This is a genomic window from Nodosilinea sp. LEGE 07088, assembly GCF_015207395.1.
Classification (GTDB): domain Bacteria; phylum Cyanobacteriota; class Cyanobacteriia; order Phormidesmidales; family Phormidesmidaceae; genus Nodosilinea.
This window is the reverse complement of sequence record NZ_JADEWX010000089.1, coordinates 1-24,012: the sequence shown is the minus strand read 5'-3', so window position 1 is coordinate 24,012 and position 24,012 is coordinate 1. Positions and strand designations below refer to the sequence as shown.

The 24,012-nt window shown below is 56.5% G+C and carries 23 protein-coding genes; 17 read left to right on the top strand and 6 right to left on the bottom strand.

Translation table 11 applies throughout. The annotated features are described in order from the left end of the window. Positions 1-125 precede the first annotated feature (125 nt). The 5 genes from IQ254_RS18350 (at position 126) to IQ254_RS18330 (ending at position 4,375) form a co-directional block, all read left to right on the top strand. Positions 126-1,526 carry a flotillin family protein gene (locus IQ254_RS18350; protein ID WP_228040856.1) on the top strand — a complete coding sequence of 467 codons (1,401 nt, stop codon included), beginning with the start codon at positions 126-128 and terminating at the stop codon, positions 1,524-1,526. Further along, the gene (locus tag IQ254_RS18345; protein WP_193967608.1) at positions 1,523-2,803 is read left to right on the top strand and encodes a flotillin family protein; all 1,281 of its coding nucleotides are present in this window, start codon (positions 1,523-1,525) and stop codon (positions 2,801-2,803) included. The genes IQ254_RS18350 and IQ254_RS18345 overlap by 4 nt, the downstream gene beginning before the upstream one ends. Positions 2,804-2,827: 24 nt before the next feature. Then, a complete protein-coding gene (locus IQ254_RS18340) occupies positions 2,828-3,091 on the top strand; it encodes a DUF4258 domain-containing protein (protein ID WP_193967607.1) in 264 nt (87 codons plus the stop codon). Then, positions 3,088-3,285, top strand: a complete 198-nt coding sequence (locus IQ254_RS18335) for a DUF2283 domain-containing protein (protein ID WP_193967606.1) — start codon at positions 3,088-3,090, stop codon at positions 3,283-3,285. The genes IQ254_RS18340 and IQ254_RS18335 overlap by 4 nt, the downstream gene beginning before the upstream one ends. 166 nt (positions 3,286-3,451) lie before the next feature. Beyond that, the gene (locus IQ254_RS18330) at positions 3,452-4,375 is read left to right on the top strand and encodes a PRC-barrel domain-containing protein (RefSeq protein WP_193967605.1); all 924 of its coding nucleotides are present in this window, start codon (positions 3,452-3,454) and stop codon (positions 4,373-4,375) included. Positions 4,376-4,511: 136 nt separating this feature from the next. Here the strand turns inward: IQ254_RS18330 and IQ254_RS18325 are convergent, their stop codons facing one another. Continuing rightward, positions 4,512-5,837: a PhoH family protein gene (locus IQ254_RS18325; protein WP_193967604.1), complete on the bottom strand. Its 1,326-nt coding sequence runs from the start codon at positions 5,835-5,837 to the stop codon at positions 4,512-4,514. Between the two features lie 327 nt (positions 5,838-6,164). Between IQ254_RS18325 and IQ254_RS18320 the strand changes: the two genes are divergently transcribed. The 4 genes from IQ254_RS18320 (at position 6,165) to IQ254_RS18305 (ending at position 10,315) form a co-directional block, all read left to right on the top strand. Beyond that, complete coding sequence (locus IQ254_RS18320) at positions 6,165-7,979, top strand: proline--tRNA ligase (protein WP_193967603.1); 1,815 nt, start codon at positions 6,165-6,167, stop codon at positions 7,977-7,979. 25 nt (positions 7,980-8,004) lie between these two features. After that, positions 8,005-8,841, top strand: coding sequence for a DUF2993 domain-containing protein (locus IQ254_RS18315; RefSeq protein ID WP_193967602.1), 837 nt, complete (start codon positions 8,005-8,007; stop codon positions 8,839-8,841). A 51-nt stretch (positions 8,842-8,892) separates the two neighbouring features. Then, entirely contained in the window at positions 8,893-9,585 is a 693-nt protein-coding gene (locus tag IQ254_RS18310) for a GerMN domain-containing protein (RefSeq protein WP_193967601.1), read from the top strand. 97 nt (positions 9,586-9,682) lie between these two features. Then, positions 9,683-10,315 carry a hypothetical protein gene (locus tag IQ254_RS18305; RefSeq protein ID WP_193967600.1) on the top strand — a complete coding sequence of 211 codons (633 nt, stop codon included), beginning with the start codon at positions 9,683-9,685 and terminating at the stop codon, positions 10,313-10,315. A 144-nt stretch (positions 10,316-10,459) separates the two neighbouring features. Here IQ254_RS18305 and cobS read toward each other — a convergent pair whose 3' ends face one another. After that, complete coding sequence (gene cobS / locus IQ254_RS18300; RefSeq protein WP_313887489.1) at positions 10,460-11,257, bottom strand: adenosylcobinamide-GDP ribazoletransferase; 798 nt, start codon at positions 11,255-11,257, stop codon at positions 10,460-10,462. A gap of 233 nt (positions 11,258-11,490) precedes the next feature. Between cobS and IQ254_RS18295 the strand changes: the two genes are divergently transcribed. Next, a complete protein-coding gene (locus tag IQ254_RS18295) occupies positions 11,491-11,946 on the top strand; it encodes a hypothetical protein (RefSeq protein WP_193967599.1) in 456 nt (151 codons plus the stop codon). Between the two features lie 114 nt (positions 11,947-12,060). Here IQ254_RS18295 and IQ254_RS18290 read toward each other — a convergent pair whose 3' ends face one another. After that, the gene (locus tag IQ254_RS18290; protein WP_228040855.1) at positions 12,061-13,944 is read right to left on the bottom strand and encodes an alpha-amylase family glycosyl hydrolase; all 1,884 of its coding nucleotides are present in this window, start codon (positions 13,942-13,944) and stop codon (positions 12,061-12,063) included. Positions 13,945-14,624: 680 nt separating this feature from the next. Between IQ254_RS18290 and IQ254_RS18285 the strand changes: the two genes are divergently transcribed. The 3 genes from IQ254_RS18285 (at position 14,625) to IQ254_RS18275 (ending at position 19,420) form a co-directional block, all read left to right on the top strand. After that, positions 14,625-15,392: a hypothetical protein gene (locus IQ254_RS18285; protein ID WP_193967598.1), complete on the top strand. Its 768-nt coding sequence runs from the start codon at positions 14,625-14,627 to the stop codon at positions 15,390-15,392. 110 nt (positions 15,393-15,502) lie between these two features. After that, on the top strand, positions 15,503-16,195 hold the full coding sequence (locus tag IQ254_RS18280) for a DUF4079 domain-containing protein (protein WP_193967597.1): 693 nt from the start codon (positions 15,503-15,505) through the stop codon (positions 16,193-16,195). 63 nt (positions 16,196-16,258) lie between these two features. Then, positions 16,259-19,420 (top strand): UPF0182 family protein, encoded by a 3,162-nt coding sequence (locus tag IQ254_RS18275; protein WP_193967596.1) that lies wholly within the window; start codon positions 16,259-16,261, stop codon positions 19,418-19,420. Between the two features lie 668 nt (positions 19,421-20,088). Here IQ254_RS18275 and IQ254_RS18270 read toward each other — a convergent pair. Next, the gene (locus IQ254_RS18270) at positions 20,089-20,313 is read right to left on the bottom strand and encodes a hypothetical protein (RefSeq protein ID WP_193967595.1); all 225 of its coding nucleotides are present in this window, start codon (positions 20,311-20,313) and stop codon (positions 20,089-20,091) included. Positions 20,314-20,448: 135 nt separating this feature from the next. On the opposite strand from IQ254_RS18270, the gene IQ254_RS18265 reads away from it, so the two are divergent. Further along, positions 20,449-20,727: a hypothetical protein gene (locus IQ254_RS18265; protein WP_193967594.1), complete on the top strand. Its 279-nt coding sequence runs from the start codon at positions 20,449-20,451 to the stop codon at positions 20,725-20,727. A 168-nt stretch (positions 20,728-20,895) separates the two neighbouring features. Here IQ254_RS18265 and IQ254_RS18260 read toward each other — a convergent pair whose 3' ends face one another. Next, positions 20,896-21,372 (bottom strand): hypothetical protein, encoded by a 477-nt coding sequence (locus IQ254_RS18260; RefSeq protein ID WP_193967593.1) that lies wholly within the window; start codon positions 21,370-21,372, stop codon positions 20,896-20,898. Between the two features lie 175 nt (positions 21,373-21,547). Here IQ254_RS18260 and IQ254_RS18255 point away from each other — a divergent pair, with 175 nt between their 5' ends. Next, a complete protein-coding gene (locus IQ254_RS18255) occupies positions 21,548-22,486 on the top strand; it encodes a glycosyltransferase (RefSeq protein ID WP_193967592.1) in 939 nt (312 codons plus the stop codon). A 36-nt stretch (positions 22,487-22,522) separates the two neighbouring features. Here the strand turns inward: IQ254_RS18255 and IQ254_RS18250 are convergent, their stop codons facing one another. After that, entirely contained in the window at positions 22,523-22,729 is a 207-nt protein-coding gene (locus IQ254_RS18250; RefSeq protein WP_193967591.1) for a hypothetical protein, read from the bottom strand. 264 nt (positions 22,730-22,993) lie between these two features. Here IQ254_RS18250 and IQ254_RS18245 point away from each other — a divergent pair, with 264 nt between their 5' ends. Next, the gene (locus tag IQ254_RS18245; protein WP_193967590.1) at positions 22,994-23,587 is read left to right on the top strand and encodes a DUF3177 family protein; all 594 of its coding nucleotides are present in this window, start codon (positions 22,994-22,996) and stop codon (positions 23,585-23,587) included. A gap of 48 nt (positions 23,588-23,635) precedes the next feature. After that, positions 23,636-23,929, top strand: a complete 294-nt coding sequence (locus tag IQ254_RS18240; protein ID WP_193967609.1) for a hypothetical protein — start codon at positions 23,636-23,638, stop codon at positions 23,927-23,929. The last annotated feature ends 83 nt before the right edge of the window (positions 23,930-24,012 follow it).

Sequence of the window (24,012 nt, the reverse complement as noted above, 5' to 3'; positions counted from 1 at the left end):
GGGGTAGAGGGGTGGAGGGGTAGGTAGCATTTTGAATTTTGCATTTTGAATTCAAAGTTCAAAATGCAAGATTCAAAGTTTTCAACTAGGACGAGATCCATGGGGTCTAAAGGAGCGCATTAGGCATGGCGGATGGAATCAGCCGAACAGAGTCAGGAATGGTGGCATTGGTACCGACATCTCCTCCCGTGATTGGGCAAAGTGGGGGACGGGCTCTTGGAGGTGGGGCGATCGCAGTCCTGATCTTTGCCATCCTGATCACTATTTGGGGCGTCAATGCCCTGGTGCAGATCTGCGACCCCAACAAAATCTTGATCATCTCCGGGCGTAAGTACCGCCGTGCCGATGGCCAGACCCTAGGCTACCGCGTGATCTATGGCGGGCGCACCTTCCGGATTCCCATTCTGGAAACGGTCAAAACCATGGATTTGACCACCATGCCGGTGCCGATTGAGGTCACCAATGCCTATTCCAAGGGCGGCACCCCGCTGGATATTCAGGCGATCGCCAATGTCAAAATTGCCCGCGACGAGGCCCTGGTGGGCAATGCGATCGAGCGCTTTTTGGGGCGGGGAGCCGAGGAAATTGCTCGCGTAGCGCGGGAAACCCTGGAGGGCAACCTGCGCGGTGTGGTCGCTACCCTCACCCCCGAGCAGCTGAACGAAGACCGGCTGGAATTTGCCGAGCGCATCGCCAGCGACGTGCGCAACGACCTGGTCAAGCTGGGGCTGCACCTCGACACCCTCAAAATTCAGAGCGTCTCCGATGACGTTGACTACCTCAATTCCATTGGGCGGCGGCAGATTGCCAACGTGGTGCGCGATGCCGAAATCGCCGAATCCAACGCCGTGGCCGAAGCTGAGCAAACTGAGGCCGACAGCACCAAACAGGCAGAAGTCGCCCAAACCCAGGCGCGCACCGTGATTCAAGAAAAAGAAAACGAGCTGCGCCGCATTACCGCCGACGTGGAAAAACAGGCTCGCATCGAAGAGGAGCGTACCGATGCCGCTGCCGCTGAGGCTCGCGCCCGTGCCCAGCGCGAACTCCAGGCTATTCGTGCCCAGCTAGAGCAAGCTCGTCTGGAGGTAGAACAGGTGCTGCCTGCTCGAGCCCAGCAGCGGGCCCAGGAATTCCAGGCGCGGGGGGCCTCTGCCACCCTCGAAGAAAATGCCAAGGCCTCGGCCCAGGCCAGCCAAATGCTGGTGCAGGTGTGGCAAGACACTGGCGTCGATGCCTCCCAAATCTTTCTGGTGCAGCAGCTCGAAATGGTACTAAAAGAGGCGGGGCGCATTCCCGGGCGACTGCATCTGGGCCACGTGAATGTGATCGACAACGGCGACGGCAAGGCGATCGCATCGCTGCTTAACGCCTACCCCGAAATGGTGAAGCAGTTTCTGCACCAGTCCGAGGATATCCTCGGTATTCCCCTAGCGGCGCTTTCGTCTCCCATTGGGCAGCCTCCCGCTCCGCCAACTCCCTCATCTCCCTCATCCCCCCTCATTCCACCTTCGGAGAACACCCCATGAGCCTGATTTTTGCCCTACTGGTGGTCATGTTTGGGGCCACCGGCAGCCTGCTGTTGATCATTAAAAATCTCTACTACATCTGTCAGCCCAGCGAGGTGCTGATTTTTGCAGGCGATCGCCGCACCGTCAGCGATGGCCGTCGGGTGGGCTATCGGCTGGTCAAGGGCGGCAGCAGCATTCGCAAACCCCTGCTCGAAAAGACGTTCCGCATGGAACTGACCAACATGATCATTGAATTGAAGGTGGCCAGTGCCTATTCTCGGGGCGGTATTCCCCTCAATGTCGATGGCGTGGCCAATATCAAAATTGCGGGCGAAGAACCCGCCATCCACAATGCGATCGAGCGACTGCTGGGCAAAAGCCGGGAGGAAATCGAGAAAATCGCCCGCGAAACCCTGGAAGGTAACCTGCGCGGCGTGCTGGCTACCCTCACCCCCGAACAGGTGAACGAAGACAAAATGGCCTTTGTGCGCAACCTGCTCGACGAAGCCGACGACGACCTGGCCCAACTGGGCCTGATTCTCGACAACCTGCAAATTCAAAACATCTCCGATGATGTCGGCTATCTCAACTCCATCGGGCGCAAACAGCGGGCCGACCTGCTGCGCGATGCCCGGATTGCTGAGGCCGAGGCCAAGGCCCAGTCGGCTCTCCAGGCCGCCGAAAACCTCAAACGCACCTCTCTGCGCCAGATCGAAGCCAAAATAGAAACCACCCGCGCCGACGCCGATCGCCGCCTGCAAAACGCCCTCAGCCAGCGCCAGGCCGCCATCTCCGAAGCCGAATCTGAAATCGCCGCCGAAGTCGCCCGCACCGAGGCCGCCTTCGCCGTCCAGCGCGAGCGCCGCAACCAGGTTGAGCAGCAGCTCCAGGCCGATGTGATTGCCCCAGCGATCGCCGCCTGCCAGCAGGCCCAGGCCCGGGCTAAAGGCGATGCCGCCAGCATCGTCGAAGATGGCCGTGCCCGCGCCGAGGGCATTCGCGAACTGGCCACCACCTGGCAGGCCGCAGGCAATCACGCCCGCGAGATCTTTCTGTTCCAAAAGCTAGAGTCGCTGTTGGCCAACCTGGTTGCCACCGTACCCGATGTAGAGGTCGAGAGCATTACCGTGATCGATCCGGGGCGCGGCGGCAATGCCACCAAGCTGGCCGCGTTTATGGAGCAGCTGAAGCAGGCGACAGGGTTAGATCTGGCCCAGGCCTTACAGAATTTTGGCGACGGTGCATCGCAGGCTTCCTTAATCGCTAAACCAGACGCTGATAATAGCGAGGGGTAAGGTCTTAGCTATTGTGCCAATGCCATGGACTTCTACTTATCTCCCCATGCCGAGCAAGAATTAGTCCGCCGAGATATTCCAAGGGATTATTTGGCTCGCGTGCTCCAAAATCCACAGCAAGTTGTGGATGAGCGAGACGGTAGACGGGCTTACCAGTCGCAGCTTGAGTTTGCCAATGGCAAGATTTATCTGGTGAGAGCTATTGTTGATGGGGACACTGAACCCACAGTGATGGTTACGGTGTACCGAACCAGTCGGATTTCAAAATATTGGAGGGCTGAGCCATGAAGGTGGTCTACGACGCCGAAGTAGATGTTTTGCGTATTTTGTTTAGTGATGCGGCTGTGGATGAAAGCGACGAAGAAAAACCCGGCACCATACTGGACTATGACGAGGCTGGAAATATCGTAGGTCTTGAGATTTTAGATGCCTCAAAGCGAATAGCTAATCCGCGATCGATTGAGCACGTAGTGACAGGCTGATAGCCGTTGTCTGGTGGTTCGGTCGTCCCTCCTGTAGAATTAGACGATTCTGGTTAAGATAGCTATTCAGGTTTAGAGTGCCGTGTTGCCTCGGGTAATGCGGTTTGCCCAAGGCCTGCTCCTTAACCTAGCGCTCTTTTGTCTCGGCCCACGAGATGCACTAAACATGACCTTAGACAAATATCGTCTCCGCTCTGACTTCTTGGGTACCCAAGTCATTACCCGCAACTCTGGCCAGCGTCTGGGAGTGGTGAGCCAGGTTTGGGTCGATGTCGATCAGCGCGAAGTGGTGGCCATCGGCCTGCGGGAGAATATTATGTCGGGGCTGGTGTCGAGTACCCAGCAGGTCATGCCCATCACCAGCATTCGCCAAATTGGCGATGTCATTCTGGTCGATGATGAGACCGTGCTCGAAGACGAAATGGGTGTGGCGCCCTACAGCACCCTGGTCAACTGCGAAGTCATTACCGAAACCGGTGAGCCGTTGGGCAAGGTGCGGGGCTTTAAGTTCGATGTCACCAACGGTCGCATCGAAACTATCGTGATTGCTTCCTTTGGGTTACCCCAAATTCCCGACCAGGTGATCAGCACCTACGAGCTTTCCATCGATGAAGTCGTCAGCAGCGGCCCCGATCGCCTGATTGTATTTGAGGGGGCCGAAGAAAAAATGGTGCAGCTCAGCGTCGGCCTGCTCGAGCGCCTGGGCATTGGCAGCGCCCCGTGGGATCGCAACGACGACAGCGAATACATCATGCCGGTATCGACCGCCAACCAACTGCCCTCTGGGGTGCAGGTACCCGCCGAGTTTAGCAAAGCCCGCCCCGCCGCCGCCGAAGAGCGCTGGAGCGACGACGACTGGGGTGAACCCGAGCGCCTTGAAGAACCAATTCAGGCCCAGCAGCCCGCCGAACGTTACCAGGCCGCTACCCTCGACGACCAGAGCAGCTACAAGGCCTACGACGCCGACTTTCAAGACGTGACCGAAGATGTCTGGACCGAGGAAGACGACGGCCAGCCCTACGAGGCCAAGCCCCTCAACATTCCCCAGAAGAAAAAGGTCACCGAGTACGAAGAAGAACTCGACTATTAGCTGCGATCGCGCGCCGCTAAGTAGGAAGTTCCAATTAAATGTAAGACACTGTAGGTTGCGGTTGAGGAACGAAACCCAACTCCCGCATGGGTTACGCTATCGCTAACCCATCCTACATTTGAATGAGCCCAGCTACTTACAGCAACAGGGCGGCTCGCTCGGCCAGGCTCGATCGCTCACCTTTGGTCAGGGTGATGTGGCCAGCTAAGGACTCATCTTTAAAGCGCTCTACCACGTAGGTGAGGCCATTGCTAGAGGCATCGACATAGGGGTTGTCGATTTGCTCAGGGTCGCCTGTGAGAATGATTTTGGTGCCCTCCCCGGCCCGAGTCAGAATCGTTTTGACCTCGTGGGGAGTGAGGTTTTGGGCTTCGTCCACGACCAAAAACTGTTTGGGAATTGATCGCCCGCGAATGTAGGTCAGCGGCTCTATCTGCAAGAGTCCCTGATCGATCATTTCTTCGTGACCCCGTCGCCAGTGCTCAGGGCGACCGCGCATATCCTGGGTGCCAAAAATCAGGTCAAAGTTGTCGTAGAGGGGCTGCATCCAGGGGTTCAGCTTTTCGCGAATATCGCCGGGCAGGTAGCCAATATCGCGCCCCAGGGGCACGATCGGGCGGGCGATCAGCAGGCGCGAGTAGAGCCGTTCGTCGGCGACCTTTTGCACCCCGGCGGCGATCGCCAGCAGCGTCTTCCCCGTTCCCGCCTTGCCCACCAGCGTCACCAGGGAAATTGAATCTTGCAGCAATAGCTCAAAGGCAAACCGCTGTTCGCGGTTGCGGGGTTGCACCCGCGACACCCCGGCATGGGGTAACTTGCCCAGGGGCACCAGTTTGCCGCTGCTGCCCTGCACCAGGGCCAGGGCCGTATGGGTCGGGTTGGCCTCATCTACCAGCGTCACCGCCTGGTTGGGATACAGGGGCATATCTAGTTTGAGGTGCCCGTCGCCAAACAGCTGGCTCATGGCTTCGGCGGTGGTCATGACTTCTAGCGCCCCGGTGTAGAGGTCATCGATGTCGATCTTGTCGGTTTCATAGTCTTCGGCCACCAGCCCTACGGCATCGGCCTTAATCCGCAGATTGGTGTCTTTGCTCACCAGCACTACTGGCAAATCATGCTGGTGCCTGTACTCCATCGCCACGGCCAAAATGGCGTTGTCGCCCTGGTCGCCCTCTAGCTCAGCAGGCAGCTGACGCAAGGTGTCGCGGTGGCACAGGGCAACTTTCAGGGTGCCCCCTTGCGCCAGGGGAATGCCCTGTACTAGAGAGCCCTGCTGACGCAGGTCGTCGAGGGTGCGCGATACGTAGCGGGCATTGCGGCCCGTATCGGCGGTGCCTTTCTTGAAGCGATCGAGCTCTTCGATAATGGTAATGGGCAGTACCACATCGTTGTCCTCAAACCTGAACATTGCCGTGGGGTCGTGAAGCAATACGTTGGTATCGAGGACGAAAACTTTTTTCATAGTTGAACAATAAGGTGGCAGTGTGCCTATCCCAGAGATGCTGATGCCGGCCTGCTATTGGAGCGGCGGTCTCTAGGTGGGCTATTTTCAGGAACGGTAGGTAGATGCCGTCTCCTTTGCAACACAACAATTCTGGACAACGCAGGGGTAATCTCCCGGCAGCAATCCTAGAATGGCTGTTTAGACACTGTAGCGGATTTCTTTCCCATTCCCGATTTGACGTCAAATGTAGACCCTTGCTAAGCAGGGGGGCTGAGCTAGGTCAGGGTTGCACGTCCTCGTTTACTATGGCCTATAGGCCTTTTCCGTCACTCCCTGGAGCCTTTCATGCGTCTATCCCAAATGCTGTTTGTCACCCTGCGGGAAGATCCGGCAGAGGCTGAGGTCCCCAGCCACAAGCTGCTGCTGCGGGCCGGGTATATGCGCCGCATTGCCAGCGGGGTCTATGCCTACCTGCCGCTACTGTGGCGGGTGCTGAACAAAATCTCGGATATTGTCCGCGACGAGATGAATGCCACGGGGGCTCAGGAGTGTCTGCTGCCCCAGCTTCAGCCCGCCGAGCTCTGGCGGGAGTCGGGCCGGTGGGATACCTACACCAAAGCCGAGGGCATTATGTTTGCGCTGACCGATCGCCGTCAGCAGGAGGTCAGCCTCGGCCCCACCCACGAGGAGGTGATCACGGCCATCGCCCGCGATATGATTCGCTCCTACCGGCAGTTGCCGCTGCATCTGTACCAAATTCAGACCAAGTTTCGCGACGAGATTCGGCCCCGTTTTGGGCTGCTGCGCGGGCGCGAGTTCATTATGAAGGATGGCTATTCGTTTCACACCGACGAGACCAGTCTCAAGGCCACGTACGAAGAGATGTATACGGCCTACAGCAATATTCTGCGTCGCTGCGGGCTGGAGTTTAGGGCCGTGGATGCCGACTCGGGGGCGATCGGTGGGTCGGGCTCAACCGAGTTTATGGTGCTGGCTGCCGCAGGCGAAGACGAGGTGCTCTACACCGAAGACGGTAACTATGCCGCCAACGTTGAGAAAGCGGTATCTCTGCCGGTGGAGGCAGTGCCTTCGACCTTCACGCAGTTTGAAAAGCTGGATACACCCAACACTCCTACGATTGAATCGCTGGCCCAGTTCCTCAAGTGCTCGCCCACCCAAATCGTCAAGAATGTGCTGTATCAAGCCGTATTTGACAACGGTCGACAGGTGCTGGTGCTGGTGAGTATTCGCGGCGACCAGGATGTTAACGAGGTGAAGCTCACCAATGAGCTGACCAAGCTGGCCACCCACTACGGGGGCACCACCATGCTGGCCCTGGCGGTGCCTGATGCAGAGGCCCAGCGCCAGTGGGCGGCTAAGCCTCTGCCCTTGGGCTATATCAATCCCGGCCTGGAGGATGACTATATCAATGGTGGCAAAGACCTGGAGCCTAAGTTTTTGAGGTTGTGCGATCGCACCGCCCTTGACCTCAAAAATTTCGTCACTGGCTCAAACGAAGCGGGATACCACGTCGTTGGCGCTAACTGGGGCAAGGAATTTGTGCTCCCCAAACAGGTGGTAGATGTGCGCAAGGCAACCGCGGGCGATCACGCCCTGCACAACCCCAGCCAAACCCTGCAAACCGCTCGTGGCATTGAGATTGGCCATATTTTTCAGCTCGGTACCAAATACTCTAAGGCGCTTGGGGCTACCTTTACTAGCGAAACCGGAGAGGAACTGCCGCTGATGATGGGCTGCTATGGGGTCGGTGTGTCGCGCCTGGCCCAGGCCGCCGTCGAGCAGTCCTACGATAAAAATGGCATCATCTGGCCCGTCTCCATTGCGCCCTACCAGGTGATTGTGGTGATTCCCAACATGGGTGACGATCGTCAAGTAGAAGCGGCCAAAGCCATCTATAAAGAGCTGTTGGCCATCGGGGTCGAAGCCCTGCTCGACGATCGCGACGAGCGGGCCGGGGTTAAATTCAAAGACGCTGACCTGATCGGTATTCCCTACCGCATTGTCACCGGGCGCGCCCTGGGTGACGGCAAAGTGGAGGTAGTTGAGCGGGCCACGGGCATTACCCAAGAAGTGGCCCTGACCGATGTAGTGGCCCTGGTCAAGGGCTGGATCGACGAAGAACTGCTGGCCATTCGCTAGTCCAGCCCTATAGCAGGCCCAGGCCATGGAACTGATTACCATTTTTCTCTCAGCCCTGATGGGCGTAGTTGGCACCGGGGGCGTGGTGCTCGACACCTTGGCTGAAACCGCTCTGCGGGACCAGATCGCCGGGGCAGAAGACCTGCAAGTCCGTATCGACAACGCTCCCAACTATCAAGTTGTGAGTGGCCGCATCGACCATGTCCGCGTGGCCGCTCGGGGAGTAGAGACCCGGCAGCTGCCCGGCCTGCGCATCGACTCGATTGATCTAGAGACCGATGTCGTAGACGTCGACCTGGGCCGTCTGCAGCAGGGCAAGCTATACCTGGATGAGCCGGCCCAAGCGGCCCTACGTCTGCGCCTCAAAGACAGTGATTTAAATGCCTTTTTTCAGTCACCCCTGGTGCAGGGCTGGCTTGACACTCTGCAATTTAGTCTTCCAGGCGAAGCCAATGCGCGGGTGCAAAACCGCTACGGCCTGGCCAATCCGTCCCTGGAGTTTTTAGAGGGCGATCGCTTTCGTATTATGGTCGATCTGCAAGACCAGGTCACTCAGGAAAACGTCGCCATCGTAGTGGATTTGGGACTGACCGTTGTCAACGGCCATCGGTTTACCCTCGTCGATCCCATCATTACCGTTGATGGGGCAGAGACACCTCCCGAACTGCTGGAGTCGTTTGTGCAGGGTGCCCAAGACCAGCTCACCCTCAGGCGGCTAGAGGCATTAGGAGTGCTTACCCGAGTGATTGACTTTAAAGTGCATGACAATGCGCTAGATATCGCTATCTTTGCCAGAATAGAACCGACCTCTCCTCTGCTGAGTCAGCAGCCAACTTTACAAGCTGTCCCCCCAGCGCCCTAGGGTTATTGGAGATGATCTAGGCTGACACTACAACTCCGTTTGGAACCCACCATGGACTACAAAGACAAACTACGGCGTATTCCCCTCGGTATTTTGGTTGGGCTCATGGCCCTGGTGTTGACCTCGGGCGGGTCAGTGGCCTGGTTTACCTGGCGTACCCTCAACCCCAAACCTCCGGTGGCAGAGTTCCCCAACCTGGAGATTGACCCCGAACCCATACTCAGAGCACCGGAGGCAACTAACCCGGCAGAGATTCCTAAAACAGAAGACATCACCCCTAAGGATCCAGCCGAGCAGCCCGCCCCAGTCACCTCTACGGGTCAGATTTACTGGCTGGCTGATACCGGTACTGGCTTTAAGCTCGTGGCCCAAACAATATCAGTAGCGGCAGAGGCCTCTCCCTCAGAAAAAGTAACGGCTGCCTTTAGCGATCTGCTCTCTAAAGCGGGTGACCCCAGCCAGGAAGCTTTTACAACCATCCCGGAGCAGACTCAGCTGATCAAAGCTGAGGTTGAGGCCGACGGGGTGCATGTGGATTTGTCCAGCGACTTTCAAACTGGAGGCGGTAGCGCGGCCATGATGGGGCGTTTGGGCCAGGTGATCTACACCGCCACCGCCTTCGACCCCGCCGCCCCAGTGTGGATTTCAGTGGATGGTAAGCCGCTGACGCTGCTGGGAGGCGAAGGCCTAGAAGTGAGTCAGCCCATGACCCGGAGCGACTTCGACCAAAGCTTTCCGCTTTAGCAGCCGCGCTAGACGTGGTGCTGCCAGGCTAGACGGTTGCATCGTTCAGCCAGAGACGCTCTACAATAAGTACCCATGTTCCACCCTAGAGCGTGCTATGGCTTTGTCTAATTCAGTCTCTACTCGCTGTCGCCTGGGCAAAGTGGTGAAGTCCAATTCCCACTGCGACTACGTGGTGCAGGTCGATGACGCCCAGGATGTTAGCTCACCACCGTCGCCCGAAGACTGTGGGTTTGGCCAGTTTGTCAGCTTCGATAGCGATCGCCACTGGGCGGTAGGGTTGATCTATAACTCTCAGCTATTTAACCCGCTGTTTTTGAACACCGGGCCGCGCCTATCGAGCGAACCCGACCCCCTCTTCACCCCCGATCTGGTGCAAGAAACGCGCACTCTGCTGGGGGTAGTGCTGGTAGGCGCGATGGAGAAGACTGATGATGATCAGGCCTGCGGCAAGCAGGGTATTCCTCAGGTGGTAGTACCCGCTAACACCTCGGTCTACAAAATGCTGCCCGAGCAGATTCACCGTTTTCACTGCAATGACCAGGGGCAGACCCAGTTTAGCTACTACAGCCATCTGTTGCGCTCTGGAGGCATGTTTGCGGCCCAGCTAGCTCAGCAGGTGCTGGCTGAACTGGTGAAGAGCGATCTATTCAACGGTGCTGACCAAAAGGCGCTGACGGTGCTGGCCAAAGAACTGAGCTGGAAAAACACCCTGGGCGCAATTCGCTAACATTCAGCTACCGAGGCAGGCTATAGCGATTACTCTAAGCGCTGGGATTGATGGATACGGGTATGCATCAAAAATGCAATGCCCAAACGCTCAGCAGCCAGTCCTCTAGCTCCTTGGCTCCCCAGCGTTTGCATTAATGGCTGCCTACCCAGCCAAGGTGGCCAGGCACAGCAGCAGGGTTTCGGTCCATTCCACGGTGGCCCCGTAGGTATCGCCCGTATGACCTCCCAGACGGCGATTAAACCAGGCTCCTAACGCTATAGACAACAGCAGGCCCGCGACCAGACTAACGGCGACCAGGCGGTACTGGGTGGGGTAGAGCCAGAGCCAAGCTCCGTGTAGGCCAACCCCTAGCGCCAGCCCTAGCAGCCAGTCTTGGGGCGATCGCAGATGCTCTCGATGCAGCGCCCCTTTGCCCTCGGGCCGCAGGTAGGGATAGCGGGCGATCGCCACCACCTGCCCCCAGCGTCCCCACACCAGCGCTGCCGCTAGCACCCAGGCGCGTCCACTACTGAGTTCAGCTAAGGCCAGGGTCTTAAGGCCGAGAATTGCGATCGCGGCCATCACCCCAAAGGCTCCGGCGCGGCTGTCGGCCATCACCGCCAGCCGCCGTTCAGGCTCCATCACCGCCAGCCCATCAGCAGTATCCATCGCGCCATCGAGATGGAGTCCCCCCGTCAGCCACATCCATAGCGCTATCACCACAGCACTGCGGGTGAACTCAGGCATGCCCAGCTGCCCACAGGCCCAATCGACACCGCCCAACCCAGTCGCCAACCCCAGCCCCACCACCGGAGCAAAAACAGCAATTCCTTCAAAGCTGGGCACCCATCCAAAGGGAAGAGGCAATCGCGTGTAGAACAAAATAGATCCTCCCAGCCGAGAAAACCAGCCGGGCCGGGGAAATTTCTCAGTCGTTGGCGCCGGAGATATTTGGTTCACGGATCCATCTCTACGATGCGAAAAAATATTTCAGCCATCTTACGGAGACTTCAGCTGTCTAGCGGAAGTCTTAGCCACCGGGCATTTGGCAAAATTAGATCAGAAATTTCCACAAATATCCGAAATTCCAGGACAGATCATTCCCAGCAATATCGAGTATCGTGGATATAGATTCACAGGAGCGATAGCGAGAAGCTTTGCTCTGTCAGCCAACGTAGCGTGGTTAAATCCCCATGAATCGTGAGCGTGCCAGCGATCTGAGTGTTCCTGCTCCTTGTTTAATCGATAGCGGGATCATTGTCAACAAAACTGACATGCTTAGGCTTTTGCAAGACCTGGGGCAGGTTCGATATCGCCACCTTCAAGACAACGTTGTCCTTGCCGAAGACCAGGGATTGGTCATGGAGGTCTTTGCTGATGGGCAGCAGGCAACGCTTGTGGCTAATCATACACTTTATATCAACGTTTTTAGTTTTGATTGCCTAGAGCTCGGCAAAACTGAGTCCGACGGCCACTATTTTGACCTGGTGCAAGACAATCGCCGACTGCGTCTGATGCCGCTATCAGACCCGATGCACGACAACATTACGCGATCGGTCAACGCGGCTGCTCTAGAGACAATGGTTGCCGATGCCCTCTCGGCGAGCTGGGATGCCTGCCTCGACGACGAGCGCAACTTTTTAGACTAGGCGCGAAGCATTTGGGTAGTCGCGAACCGCTCATCACCTTAATCTCTGCGGTTAACTGAAATCTTGATGAAACCCTGTAGGGGCTCAGCATGCTGAGCCCCTACAGGGTTTTTCTTACAACAGAGTCGGCATGGTGTCGTCGTGGGCCGAGTTGGGCTTGTTAGTCATCCACACCGACTGGTAGGGCCTCAAAACACAGACCATATCCAGGTCAGGGAATTTGTCATCGCTAATCAGGTCATACCAGTCGTCGGTACTGACCAGATTGAGATCACTCAAACGCAGTTCCTGGGGCTGATCGCTCAGATTGTGTACCGAGAAAATGCTCTGATCACGGGTCAGGCTCTGCCGCCAAAAGGCAAACAGGGCCGGATTCATGGGGTGCAGAGTGTATTGGGTGGCATTGGGGTGAAACGCCGTCTGCTGGCGACGAATCTTGATCAACCGCTTTAGTTCGTTCAGCACCTTGGCATGGGAGGTGGTGGGGTCTGCCAGGGCTGTTTCCAGCGCCTCAAGATCCCACTTGTAGCGGTTGATGGTACGGTTGTGCCCCGTTTTTTCGACCCCTTCGGTGTAGTTGTGGGTGCCCAGCAGGCTGTGAATATAGAAGGCTGGAATACCTTCTAGCGCCATCATGATGGTCTGGGAGCAGAGGAAGCGCTCTACCTGCCACTCGTCTTCGCCCTTGACCGTGCCCTTGAGGGCATCAAACAGCGAAATGTTGATTTCGTAGGGGGATTCAGTGCCATCGGGGCGGCTGCGCATGCTGATTTTGCCGCCAAAATTGCGCATGGCGGTGATCAACTGGGCATACTCATCGCCGGTGAGAAGCCCTTCGGCGGGGCGCATGCCAATGCCGTCGTGGGAGGCGGTGAAGTTAAAGTAGGCGCAGCCAATGGGGGCCGGGGGCATACTCATCATCCAGGTTTTGAGGTGCTCAGAGCGGCCCTGCATGAGCGCATTCAGCAGCAGCGGCGGCAGGCTGAAGTTGTAGATCATGTGCGCTTCGTTGCGGTTGCCGAAGTAGCTCAGGTTTTCGCGGTTGGGCACATTGGTTTCGGTAATCAGGGCAATACCCGGATCGACCAGCTGCAAAATTTCGCGAAATAGTCGCACCATGGCGTGGGTTTCGGGTAGGTGGATGCAGTCGGTATGCTGCTTTTTCCACAAAAATCCCACCGCGTCGAGGCGGATATAGCGCGCCCCCGCCTCCACATAGAAAAGAATAATTTTGATGTATTCAATCAGCACGTCGGGGTTTTCAAAGTTGACATCAACCTGGTCAGCGCTGAAGGTCGTCCACACGTGCTGTTCGCCTGCGGCGGTGGCTACCGGGGTGAGCAAGGGCGAACTGCGGGGGCGCACCACTTGAGAGAGGTCTTCGCTGGGGTCGGCGGTGATGAAGTAGTCGCAGCCGGGCTGCTGGTTTTGCTTAAACTGCTCAAACCATTCGTGTTTGCTGGAAATATGGTTGACAACCAGGTCAACCATCAGATTGAAGTGGGTGGCGATGCGCTTGACATCGTCCCAGTTACCCAACTCGGGGTTGACCTTGAGGTAGTCAATGATGGCAAAGCCGTCGTCGGAGCTATAGGGGAAAAAAGGCAGGATATGAACACCCGTAATGGTGTCCTGGAGGTGGGTTTCGAGAAAGCCAGCCAGCACCGATAGGGGCGCCCGCTGACCATCGACGATGCTGTCGCCATAGGTAATCAACAGAACGTTATTGTGGTTCCATTTTTTGAGGTCTTCACGGCCTGAGGGGCAGAGCGTATCTTTGACTAGGGCAAAGATTTCGGTGGTCAACCGTTCGGCGGTTTCTACTGGGTAGACCTTCTCGAGTAGGGGTTTGATGTTATTGGTCACGCGGCTTAACGGTGGGTGGTCGGGGACAATATCGAGTTTATTTATAGGGTAATTTTGTGGTGGGGTCTGGGCCGAGAAGTCTTGCTGAGGGCCAGATTTAGATTGTTTAGTGCGGTTTTGAGCTACGGTCATATCAACCTACAGGTTCCAATAATTGTTTACGGTAGTCTTGGTATCAAAAAGCAGCGGCTGCCGGGGTACCTCCTTTAACCTCTGCTGGCGCAACGGATGGTTGACTCGTCTTAGCTGAGCTCAACCGAGGCAAGCGAAAGGGAGGCTGTCTGTTCATTCGTCGATGTATGCACTGGGGTCGCTACCTCCGCCGTAAAGAAAGGGGGTAAAGCAACCCGAACGCACCTACTATGTCACCTACTATGTATGGTGCAAAGGCTGTTGAGTGACGATGTCAGATGGATGTCAGGGTAGGGGATGGTGGCCATCCCCCTTGGGCGTCTCCTGGGATAGTTTCGATGGTGGCACAGGCCCGTCGAAAAAACTGGAGTGGAGCCATGAAGTTCATCGCTTTTTAAGTGTTTTTTCGGGGTCTTTACAAAGCCTTAGGCACAGGGATAGTGGCTGCGGTGGGCCATGGTTCAGCGCGGGGCAGGGGGTCGGGTTTGAATACTGGCTCGATATTCGAGCCCAGTACCGGAGGGCAGGGCGCAATATTTCTTTCGATTTTGTTCCCTTGATATGGGCTATCTGGCTTTAGAATCAAGCGATAATTTCTGACTCCCAATTCTGACTCCCAATTCTGACTCCCAATGTTTGTGCTGCTCAGTCCATTGCCCAGCCCCCGAGGATGACGTCCTATGGCCATTATTGCCCTCAAAGCCTGGTATCTCGAAGCTTACGAGCCGGTGAGGGAGCTAGAAAAGCGCCCTCACGATCTGCGACTGAGCAAAAATAGTCTGCTAAAGTCGGCGTTGCGGGCCGATTTTTTGGACGACAGTGACGACGTCAAGCAGTCGGCCTGGTTTCAGCGGTATCTCGATGGCGAAACGGTGGAGTTTTATATTGAGGGCAGCGGCGGCTATGCGATCGCCAATATTGACCTGATTAGCCACGAGATCTACTTTACTAAGCTAGAGGTGATGGCCCACCTGGAGCCGATGATCTACTTCTGCTATCAGCCCGAATACAGTCCGTCGGCAGAGGTGCTGCACCAGGTATTGACCGATGCGGTGGAGAACCTCAATAAAAAATCGCGGGTGGCTCTCACCTTGGAGGTGTCGCACCGCCTTAGCGACGGCCCCGCTCGGCTCAACAGCGCGCTGACGCGCAAAATTCGCAAGTCGCTGCTATTTGTAGCTGACGGCACCCCGATTGTAGCGGTGGAGAGCAATACTACCCTGTTAGTGCCTAGCCCCCACGTCTGCGTTGAGATGGGCTACGCGCTGCAGGCCAAGCCTGCGGAGCAAATTTTGCTGGCCCAGATGGATCGCCCTGATATTGCAGGGCAATACCCCTTTGACCTACCGGCTCAAAATCGACTCACCTTCAAAGCTAGGGCTGACCTGGCTAAGCAGCTTCCCAAGGCCCTAGAACAACATTTATCTCGCTTTAATCTTTGGCCCTAGGGCGATCGCCTAGGATTTGGTGTCATCGGCACTTACGCCAGACCGTGTCCACAGTAGAGGCCGCACCGATTAGCACCTCCCAGTACGCTTTCCCCCCCAGGAGACTTGCCATGTTAGATACTCCCGATTTACTGAGAATGTTGCACCCGTTTATGGCCGTGACGGTGGTGATGCCGCTGATCGGCGTTGCCGTCTATTTTGCGGCCCAAACCCGCCAGCGGCGGTTGGCTGTGGCCAGCAAAACCAAGACCACGATTGCCCCCGTGGTCGGTCGAGAGCATGTTCGCGTCGGTCAGTGGCTAGCTGGCGCGGTGGTCGCGCTGGTGTTACTGGGTTTGGCCCACCCGATTTTCAAAACCATCGGTCGCGAGAATGTCTGGGCCGAAGATCCGTTTCGGGGCGTCTTTGCGGTGGCTATGTATGTCTTTACCATCGCCTCCCTGGTGCTGCTCTACCGCGCTAGTAGTCAGCTGTGGCGCGGCACCTTTGCTACGTTGACCGGCATGGGGCTGTGGCTATTGGGTATGCAGCCAGGGGTCTTTCGGCGCGGTTATGAGTGGCACCTCTCCCACTTTTATTTTGGGATGGTGGCGGCCATGCTGATGATTTTCGCCCTGGCTACCCTGCCCGAAATCTATAAATCTAAGCGGTGGCGGCTAATTCACGCTGCGCTTAACACCGTGGCGGTGCTGCTGTTTATCAGTCAGGGGGTGACCGGCGTGCGCGACCTACTCGAAATTCCGCTGCAGTGGCAGGAGCCGTTTATTTACCAGTGTGATTTTGCCAATAAGACCTGCTCATAGCGGCTCGGCCCAACGACGCTACAATCGAGGCACCGCTAGGGTAGCTGTCTGTTGGTCAGACCAATGATATCTAAGACATTTGCCAAGGGCCTACCCCGATGGGGGTGGCTGAGCTTGGGGTTAGGGCTGCTAACCCTGATGTTTTTAGATGCCCTGGTCAATTTGGAGGCGGAGCGCCTCTGGTTTGCTGAGGTCAACTACCTCGATGTGTTTTGGCTACAGCTGCGATCGCAGCTGCTTCTGGGCATTGTGCCCGTTTTGCTGACCCTGGGGTTTACCTGGGGCAATCTCACCCTGGCAGATCGGGCTAAACCGATTGATGCACCGAGCGATCGCCCGGCTCGGGTGCGCAGTTTAAGCCTCAGCGGTCTACTGCTGATGGGGGGCACCCTGAGCTTCTTGGTGGGGGTGCAGCTGGTTTACCAGGGGCAGATTGCCCAGAACTTTTGGCGCCAGACCACCAGCCTCTACGACTCCAGCACACCGCTGCCCCTCTGGCCCAAGCTGCAGTCGATCACCGTCATTGGGCAAATTCTCATTGCTCAGCCCTGGTTGCTGTTGGCTTTGGGCATTAGCACCGTAGCGTTTTTGCTCTACCCCAGGCAGCTGGGGCGCTTGGCCGCAGTTCTGATGAGCCTGGGCTATGGGCTGATTTTGGCTAAGCAGTGGCCGACGATACTGCTGTCCCTCAACCCGGTGCCCTACAACGCTGTAGACCCACTGTTCAAGCAGGACATTGGCTTTTATATTTTTCGTTTGCCGGTGCTGAGCCTGCTGGAATTTTGGGTCGTCGGCACGCTGTTTTTTACCCTGGTAAGCGTTTACCTGGTTTACTTGCTGGCTAGCAACACCCTCAGCCAGGGCCGCTTCTATGGCTTTTCGCCGCCCCAGCAGCAGCACCTCTATACCCTGGCCGGGCTGTTGTTTTTAGCCACTAGCTTCAGCCACTGGCTACGGCGATACGAGGTGCTCTACTCGCAAGAGGGAGTGGTATATGGCGCTGGCTACACCCACATCCACGTGCAGCTCCCCGTCAACTGGGCCCTGGCCGTGTTCACCCTAGTTCTAGGTCTGATCTTTCTGTTTCGCGGTCGTCTAAGACCTGCGAGTTACCCAAATCCTATTCGTAAACTGGGAGGGCAAGTGCCCGCAAAGGCTGCCGCTGTACTGGATTGGTGGAAGGGGTTTGGGCGCACCCGACTGCTAGCCAAGGGCATCTGCGGCTATCTGGTGTTGACTCTGCTGGGTCTGGTAGTAGCACCTGTCTTGGTGCAGCGACTGGTCGTGCAGCCCAATGAGCTCCAGCGGGAGCGGCCCTACATCATCAACTCGATCGCACTCACCCGGGCGGCCTTTGAGCTCGACGAGATCGAGTCAGAACCCTTTGACCCCAGCGGCGAACTCACTGCCGCAGATCTAGAGAACAACGACCTGACCCTAGAAAATATTCGCCTGTGGGACACGCGGCCGCTGCTGGAGAGTAACCGTCAGCTCCAGCAAATTCGGCTCTATTACGAGTTCAAAGACGCCGACTTCGATCGCTACAACATTCTCAACCAGCAGCGGAGCTCGGAGCGTCGCCAGGTGATGGTCTCAGCCCGAGAACTCAACTACGAACGGGTGCCTGAGATTGCCAAAACCTGGGTCAACGAACATCTGGTTTACACCCACGGCTATGGCTTTACCATGAGCCCGGTCAATACCGCTGGCCCCGATGGGTTGCCCACCTACTTTGTACGTGGTATCGACAATATTCCCAGCAGCGATGAGGTGCGTCAGAGTATTCCCATTGGCGACCCGCGCCTGTACTTTGGGGAGCTGACCGACACCTACGTGATGACGAATACCCAGGTGCTTGAGCTCGATTACCCCAGCGGCAACGAGAATGTCTACACCACCTATCTGGGGCGAGGCGGCATCAACTTGGAGAGCGGCTGGCGACGGCTGCTGTTTGCCCGGCGTTTGCTCGACTGGCGGATGCTGTTTACCGAAGACTTTACCGACGACACGCGGCTGCTGTTTCGCCGCAATATTGCCGACCGGGTGCAGGCGATCGCCCCATTTTTGCGGTTTGACACCGACCCCTACCTGGTCACCGTCGATATCGACGATGCCTCCAGCCAGTGGGGGACTGGCCCTCGGCACGGCAGCCGCTCGCCAGATAGCGTTAGCTTTAGAGACTTTTTAGAGCGCGACCCCAATATCACCTTAGACAATTTCAACACCCAGGCCGGTGAGAACTACCTCTACTGGGTGATTGACGCCTACACCGTCAGCGGTCGCTACCCTTACTCTGACCCGGGCGAAAACGACTTTAACTACATTCGCAACTCGGTCAAGGTGGTGGTGGACGCCTTCAACGGGTCAGTCAGCTTCTTTGTGTCTGAGCCCAACGACCCGATTATTCAAACCTGGAGTCGGCTGTTACCGGGCATGTTTGAAACCCTAGAAGATATGCCAGATAAGCTGCGGGCGCACATTCGCTACCCCCAAGATTTGTTCTCGGTGCAGGCGGAGTCGCTGATGACCTACCACATGACCGACCCCCAGGTGTTTTATAACCGAGAAGACCAGTGGCGGGCTCCCACCGAGATCTACGCCAGCGAGACCCAGCGGGTCGAGCCCTACTACTTGATCATGCGGCTGCCCCAGGAAACTAGCGAGGAGTTTATTTTGCTGCGGCTGTTTACCCCCGCCCAGCGCAACAACTTAATTGCCTGGCTAGCGGCACGATCCGATGGCGATCGCTATGGGCTGCGCTTGCTCTACCGCTTTCCCAAGCAGGAGCTGGTCTTTGGCCCCGAGCAGATCGAGGCCCGCATTAACCAGGATCCCGAAATTTCCCAGCGCATTTCGCTGTGGGATACCCAGGGCTCGCGGGCGCAGCAGGGCAATCTGCTGGTGATACCGATTGAGCGATCACTGATCTACGTGGAGCCGCTATACCTGGTGGCTGAGCAAAATCAGCTGCCCGCGCTGACGCGGGTGATCATGGTCTACAAAAACCGCATTGCCATGGCGCCTACCCTCCCCGCTGTGCTGTCGGCAGTCTTCACGGAGGAACCCAAGGAGGCAGCCCCAATTTTGAGGGATCTGGGCCAGGATGCTCTCACCGACGAGGTCGAAACGCTGCCGGATCTGCTCGACCTCGACATTCCCACCGGGGCGACTGGTAACGAAGGAGAGGCAGGTTTGCCCGGTGCCGACCTATCTGAGGAGGAATAGCGCCATCCACTGAGCTCAGGTATCCAGCGACCTTAGCACTCCAAGTCAAACGCTATGCGACCTGGTTTCCTGCATCGTAAAATTTCTCAGAACATTGTCTCCGGTTCGCTTGAAAGAATCTAGAAGACTGAAATAGTGATAATGGTAATAAGAAAGCTATTAAAGCTTCTGCCGTCGAATATGATGAGTTAATTTCTAAACCAATGCCCCGCCGTAAACGTTTGTTCAGAAAAAGCTATCGAAGTAGTTCTTCATCTGTCCTATTGATAGTGTGATGTATTTGGAAAAGAGTTCCTGGAAGCTAATTTCATTGCGGATACACACCCCGGAACTCTGCCGGACTATCTTGACCAACTGGCTGAAACCCTTTCGGCCCCGATCGGATTCTTTCTAATGCCCGAGATGAGCGGGCTTTGCTGTTTTCTAAATGGTTCACCACGATTCGGACAGGGTAATACCAAATCCTGCCTGCATACCCCCGGTTCGTAGGGGCATAGCATGCTATGCCCCTACGAGGTTCCTGATTATGAATCGGGGTTTCCCAAATCGGATTTCGTATAACATCTCGTTTTCGTGGCAGTGACGTTTCGGTATGACCGAGTGGGAGACGCCACCCTATATGTAGGCGTCTCCCAGAAGTTAGGCTAACTAGGAAATAGCTGTGAGGCTTACTCCCCTCTACCATCACCGGATTGTTCAAACGCCTGAATCTTCTCGGCCAGGCTGTCTACAGTTTCGTCAGCAAACAGCTCATCCCGCTGCTGCGGGTAATCTCCACCATCGGACCACAAGCGGCTAATCAAAACCACTACCTGAGACGAGGCCATCGTCTGATTCAGAATACGCAGGGCGTCTTGAATGACCGCTTGCTCATTGGGAAGTACAATCTTCATTCGGTTATCTCAGTGATCTCCAAAATAAAGGGGATGATCTCGGACTCATAGAGTACTACCATGCTAGAGACCGCTCTTTGGGCGGCGGAGTTAGGATTTTGTAAAACCTCCTAAACAGCGGCAGTAAAAAGCCTCATGCGCAAAGCTACCATCATAAGCGTGACCACCGACCGGCAACTAAAGATCCCTCCCGAGATTCAAGAACAGTTGAACCCGGGGGACGAGTACCTGATTTCCGTAACTGATGATGTCATTACCTTCCAAAAAATCCAGAAACCTCTTCAGTTCGACCAACTGCAGCAAAAAATCGATGCCTTGGGGCCAGGCCCCAACGAAATGAGTCTGGAGGAAATTAGCACTCTGGTTAAAGACGTACGGCAACAGATTCAGACTGAGGCAGAATCTGCTGGATAAGGGTTGTTGGTGATGCTGAGGCAGTTGTAGCGGGCGATCGCGATTTGCTAGTGCTAAAGGAATTCTCAGGAATCCCTATTCTTCTGCCGCAAGATTTCCTAAAAATGTGAGCGTGACTCAAACCTACGCCACAAACCCTGATTGGGTCGAACTAGCGGCTAGCTGATGCTATGGGCGATCTAAAAACTGGGCGATCATTTCTTTGGCGGGTTCAACCATAGCCCAAGAACCATCGGCCTGACGCCTGAGGGTGGCAAAGGCCACGATGTCGCCGCTGCCGATGGGCTCTCCCTGGGCGCGATCGCCCAACCGCACCTGGCGCAGCCCGCAGATGCGAAACAGGTAGGCGGGCACGTCAGGACTCGACAAAATAACGCACAGGTCAATGTTGCCTTCAGCGGGCTGGATTTTGCCGTCAAAGGGCATAAACACGCGCTTGCCCTGCATATCGACCGTAATATCGCCCAGGCCGCTCTGCACCTGATACCCGGCCAGGCGATCGCCCGGCTGTAGAGCCCACTTTTGGTGCAGGGTCACATTGCGGGGGCCAGGCTCTGAGGCACCGGAGCGAGAGCAGGCTCCCGCTCCGACCAGCAGCCCTAGGGCGATCACCCCGAGGCCAAGGCGAGTCACGCTGCTTTTCATCCAACCCTTGCTATGCCTGGGGTGCTTTACCACGGTGACTTTAATGTAGATACAGGTGAACTAAAGTTCATATATACCAGAATTATGCCACGGTTTGCTGAAGACAGAACGGCTACTGTCATCATCCGGGGGACGGTCGAGGCGCTAGGATATTAAGGCCATTTGGAGGCCCACCGTGTTTTTCAGCGTCGTCACCCCCACCTACAACCGCAGGCCCATTCTCGAAAAGTGCCTGCGTGCCCTGGAGCAGCAGGTTTTTGACCCCGCTCTAATTACGGGTTACGAGCTGGTAGTAGTCGACGATGGTTCCACCGACGGCACCCTGGAGTGGCTAAGGCAAAGTGCCGCTGAGTTTCCCCACGTGCGGCTGCACGAGCGCCACCACGGGGGGGCGGGGGCCGCACGAAACTACGGCGTGCAGGTAGCCCAGGGCGACACCATTGTCTTTGTCGACAGCGATGTGATTATGCCGCCGGGGAGCATGCAGGCCCATGCCAAAGCGCTGAGCGAGGCCTACCAGCGCCTGGGGGACGATCGCGTGTTTACCGCCGGGCATCTGATCAATACCAGTGACTTCGAGCAGCCCACCGCAGCACCGGCCAAGGTAACGGACTTTTCTAATGCCTTTTTTGACACGGCCAATCTGGCGATCGCCCGTCACTGGCTGCTGACCGCCGGTCTGTTCGATACCGAATTTAGCCAGTATGGCTGGGAGGATCTGGAGCTGGGGGTGCGGCTTAAAAATCTGGGCGTCACCATGGTGAAGGTGCCCGACGCCGTTGGCTACCACTACCATGCCCCCTTCTCCCTCGACCAGATTCCCAAGATGATTGACCAGGAGATCCAGCGGGGCCGCATGGGGGCGATTTTCTACAAAAAACACCCCACCCGCGAAGTGCGCATGATGATTCAAATGACCTGGCTGCATCGAGTGCTTTGGGGATTGCTGACCGCAGGCGGCAGGCTCAACGAAAACACCATGGCCCCGCTGCTGCGCTGGTTAATTGACCAGGGCAACCCCGCCCTGGCCCTAGAACTAGCCCGCATTTTTCTCAATTGGTATACCGTGCAGGGGGTCTACGCGGCCTACGGCGAACTGCAAGAGCAGGGCTAGGCCGCTGAGGCCAATTGCCATCGGCCTCAGCCACTGCTATAGCAGCCACATTTCTGCCGCACTCGCGATCGCCATCGCTAGCATCGCAACCGATAGGTACTGAAGCACTGGCGCTCGCTGTTGTCGCTGTCGTTCCGCTGACCGCAGGGCACCGTAGATATGGGGCGCACCTAACAGAAAGAAAAACAAATGCAGGATATCGAGCTTTTGCCGCTCTAGGGCGAGAGGAGATTGATGCGTCATCGTGACATTCCTTGCGCGTTTGAGCCGTCGTTGCCAGCCCTAAGGTAACACAATGTTAAAAAAAGTTGTGTTATGGCGTGATGTGATCATTGCAGCTGATCGATAGTGTGGTGTATCTGATGATCGATTGCGCTTCATTAGAGCTAATACCAGTGCCAAAGTTAACGCAGTGACTGAGCCCGGCCAACCCATAAAACGGTGGCATTGCAAATGCTACGCTATAGGCTGAATTTCACCGATTGCTCGTATTCATTCTGCGATCCTATGTTAGAACCCTCGCTGCTGCGCGCCCTGGTTTGGACTGATTACCGTCTGGCCGTCTTGTTTACGGTCTTGATGCCGCTGGCGCTGCTGATCTGGGCCTTTGTGCAAAAAAACGAGGCCATTCAGCGGCTGCTGCTGATCTATTGGAAGGTGGCCAGCCTGCTGATGATTACCGTCTACCTGATGATTGGCGGTTTCAACATCAGCTTTTTGGCCGGGCTCATGGCACGGGTGCTAATTCCCATCTCGCTGTGGTTTTGGGTCGATCTCAACGAAGAAATTCGTGAACAGCCCGGTACGGTGCTCAAGCTAGTGTTTAGCGCCTGGCGCTGGGCAATTACCCTTTACAACATCATTGGCGGGGCAATTTTGCTGGGCTTTTTGCCCTGCGCCTTCTCCGGGACGCGGTTTGGGGCTGCCGACTGCCAGGTTTGGCTCGAACCCCCGCTGCTCTATAGAGAATATTTCCACGGGGGCTACACCCAGGGGTTCCTGGGCTTCTTTGGCATTGTGGGCCTGATCATTTATGTGGCCTCCCTGGCCTGGTTTGTGTTTGTGCGATTGGGCAAGCAGGGCCGTCAGGCGATCAACTAGGGCGGTGAATGGGTGGATGGGTGGGCGAGTGGATGGGTGGGTGCGGTGATGAATCCTGGGTTTCGGCTTGAGCAATACACCCTCAGGCAGCCGTCGCTGGTGCTGCTGGTGCAGGCGGTGATCGATGGTGAAGCCGATGAGGTACTGATTTTTCGTGGCTTTTCGAGTTCGTTGATGCGCCCTACTGCCACCGACCCCGAGGTGCCGGTGTTGCCTGCGGAGGCTGAGATTCAATCGATTGATATTATGGTTGGCCCCTACAACCCCGCTGCGCCCCAATATCTCCAGCGGGAGCTATCTTGGGCGGAGATGCGATCGCTGCTAGAAGACGCCGGGGTTTGAATTGTAGAGTGATGGGCACGCTTCGCTTGGCGCCATCCTTCCCACTAAGCTTCAGAGTTGTTTATCTAAGATCACGATAATCC

What these genes read in the sequence shown, in the direction of transcription:
- IQ254_RS18350 (WP_228040856.1), top strand. Translation starts at nt 126, where the DNA reads ATGGCGGATGGAATCAGCCGAACAGAGTCAGGAATGGTGGCATTGGTA.
- IQ254_RS18345 (WP_193967608.1), top strand. Translation starts at nt 1,523, where the DNA reads ATGAGCCTGATTTTTGCCCTACTGGTGGTCATGTTTGGGGCCACCGGC.
- IQ254_RS18340 (WP_193967607.1), top strand. Translation starts at nt 2,828, where the DNA reads ATGGACTTCTACTTATCTCCCCATGCCGAGCAAGAATTAGTCCGCCGA.
- IQ254_RS18335 (WP_193967606.1), top strand. Translation starts at nt 3,088, where the DNA reads ATGAAGGTGGTCTACGACGCCGAAGTAGATGTTTTGCGTATTTTGTTT.
- IQ254_RS18330 (WP_193967605.1), top strand. Translation starts at nt 3,452, where the DNA reads ATGACCTTAGACAAATATCGTCTCCGCTCTGACTTCTTGGGTACCCAA.
- IQ254_RS18325 (WP_193967604.1), bottom strand. Translation starts at nt 5,837, where the DNA reads ATGAAAAAAGTTTTCGTCCTCGATACCAACGTATTGCTTCACGACCCC.
- IQ254_RS18320 (WP_193967603.1), top strand. Translation starts at nt 6,165, where the DNA reads ATGCGTCTATCCCAAATGCTGTTTGTCACCCTGCGGGAAGATCCGGCA.
- IQ254_RS18315 (WP_193967602.1), top strand. Translation starts at nt 8,005, where the DNA reads ATGGAACTGATTACCATTTTTCTCTCAGCCCTGATGGGCGTAGTTGGC.
- IQ254_RS18310 (WP_193967601.1), top strand. Translation starts at nt 8,893, where the DNA reads ATGGACTACAAAGACAAACTACGGCGTATTCCCCTCGGTATTTTGGTT.
- IQ254_RS18305 (WP_193967600.1), top strand. Translation starts at nt 9,683, where the DNA reads ATGGCTTTGTCTAATTCAGTCTCTACTCGCTGTCGCCTGGGCAAAGTG.
- IQ254_RS18295 (WP_193967599.1), top strand. Translation starts at nt 11,491, where the DNA reads ATGAATCGTGAGCGTGCCAGCGATCTGAGTGTTCCTGCTCCTTGTTTA.
- IQ254_RS18290 (WP_228040855.1), bottom strand. Translation starts at nt 13,944, where the DNA reads ATGACCGTAGCTCAAAACCGCACTAAACAATCTAAATCTGGCCCTCAG.
- IQ254_RS18285 (WP_193967598.1), top strand. Translation starts at nt 14,625, where the DNA reads ATGGCCATTATTGCCCTCAAAGCCTGGTATCTCGAAGCTTACGAGCCG.
- IQ254_RS18280 (WP_193967597.1), top strand. Translation starts at nt 15,503, where the DNA reads ATGTTAGATACTCCCGATTTACTGAGAATGTTGCACCCGTTTATGGCC.
- IQ254_RS18275 (WP_193967596.1), top strand. Translation starts at nt 16,259, where the DNA reads ATGATATCTAAGACATTTGCCAAGGGCCTACCCCGATGGGGGTGGCTG.
- IQ254_RS18270 (WP_193967595.1), bottom strand. Translation starts at nt 20,313, where the DNA reads ATGAAGATTGTACTTCCCAATGAGCAAGCGGTCATTCAAGACGCCCTG.
- IQ254_RS18265 (WP_193967594.1), top strand. Translation starts at nt 20,449, where the DNA reads ATGCGCAAAGCTACCATCATAAGCGTGACCACCGACCGGCAACTAAAG.
- IQ254_RS18260 (WP_193967593.1), bottom strand. Translation starts at nt 21,372, where the DNA reads ATGAAAAGCAGCGTGACTCGCCTTGGCCTCGGGGTGATCGCCCTAGGG.
- IQ254_RS18250 (WP_193967591.1), bottom strand. Translation starts at nt 22,729, where the DNA reads ATGACGCATCAATCTCCTCTCGCCCTAGAGCGGCAAAAGCTCGATATC.
- IQ254_RS18245 (WP_193967590.1), top strand. Translation starts at nt 22,994, where the DNA reads ATGTTAGAACCCTCGCTGCTGCGCGCCCTGGTTTGGACTGATTACCGT.
- IQ254_RS18240 (WP_193967609.1), top strand. Translation starts at nt 23,636, where the DNA reads ATGAATCCTGGGTTTCGGCTTGAGCAATACACCCTCAGGCAGCCGTCG.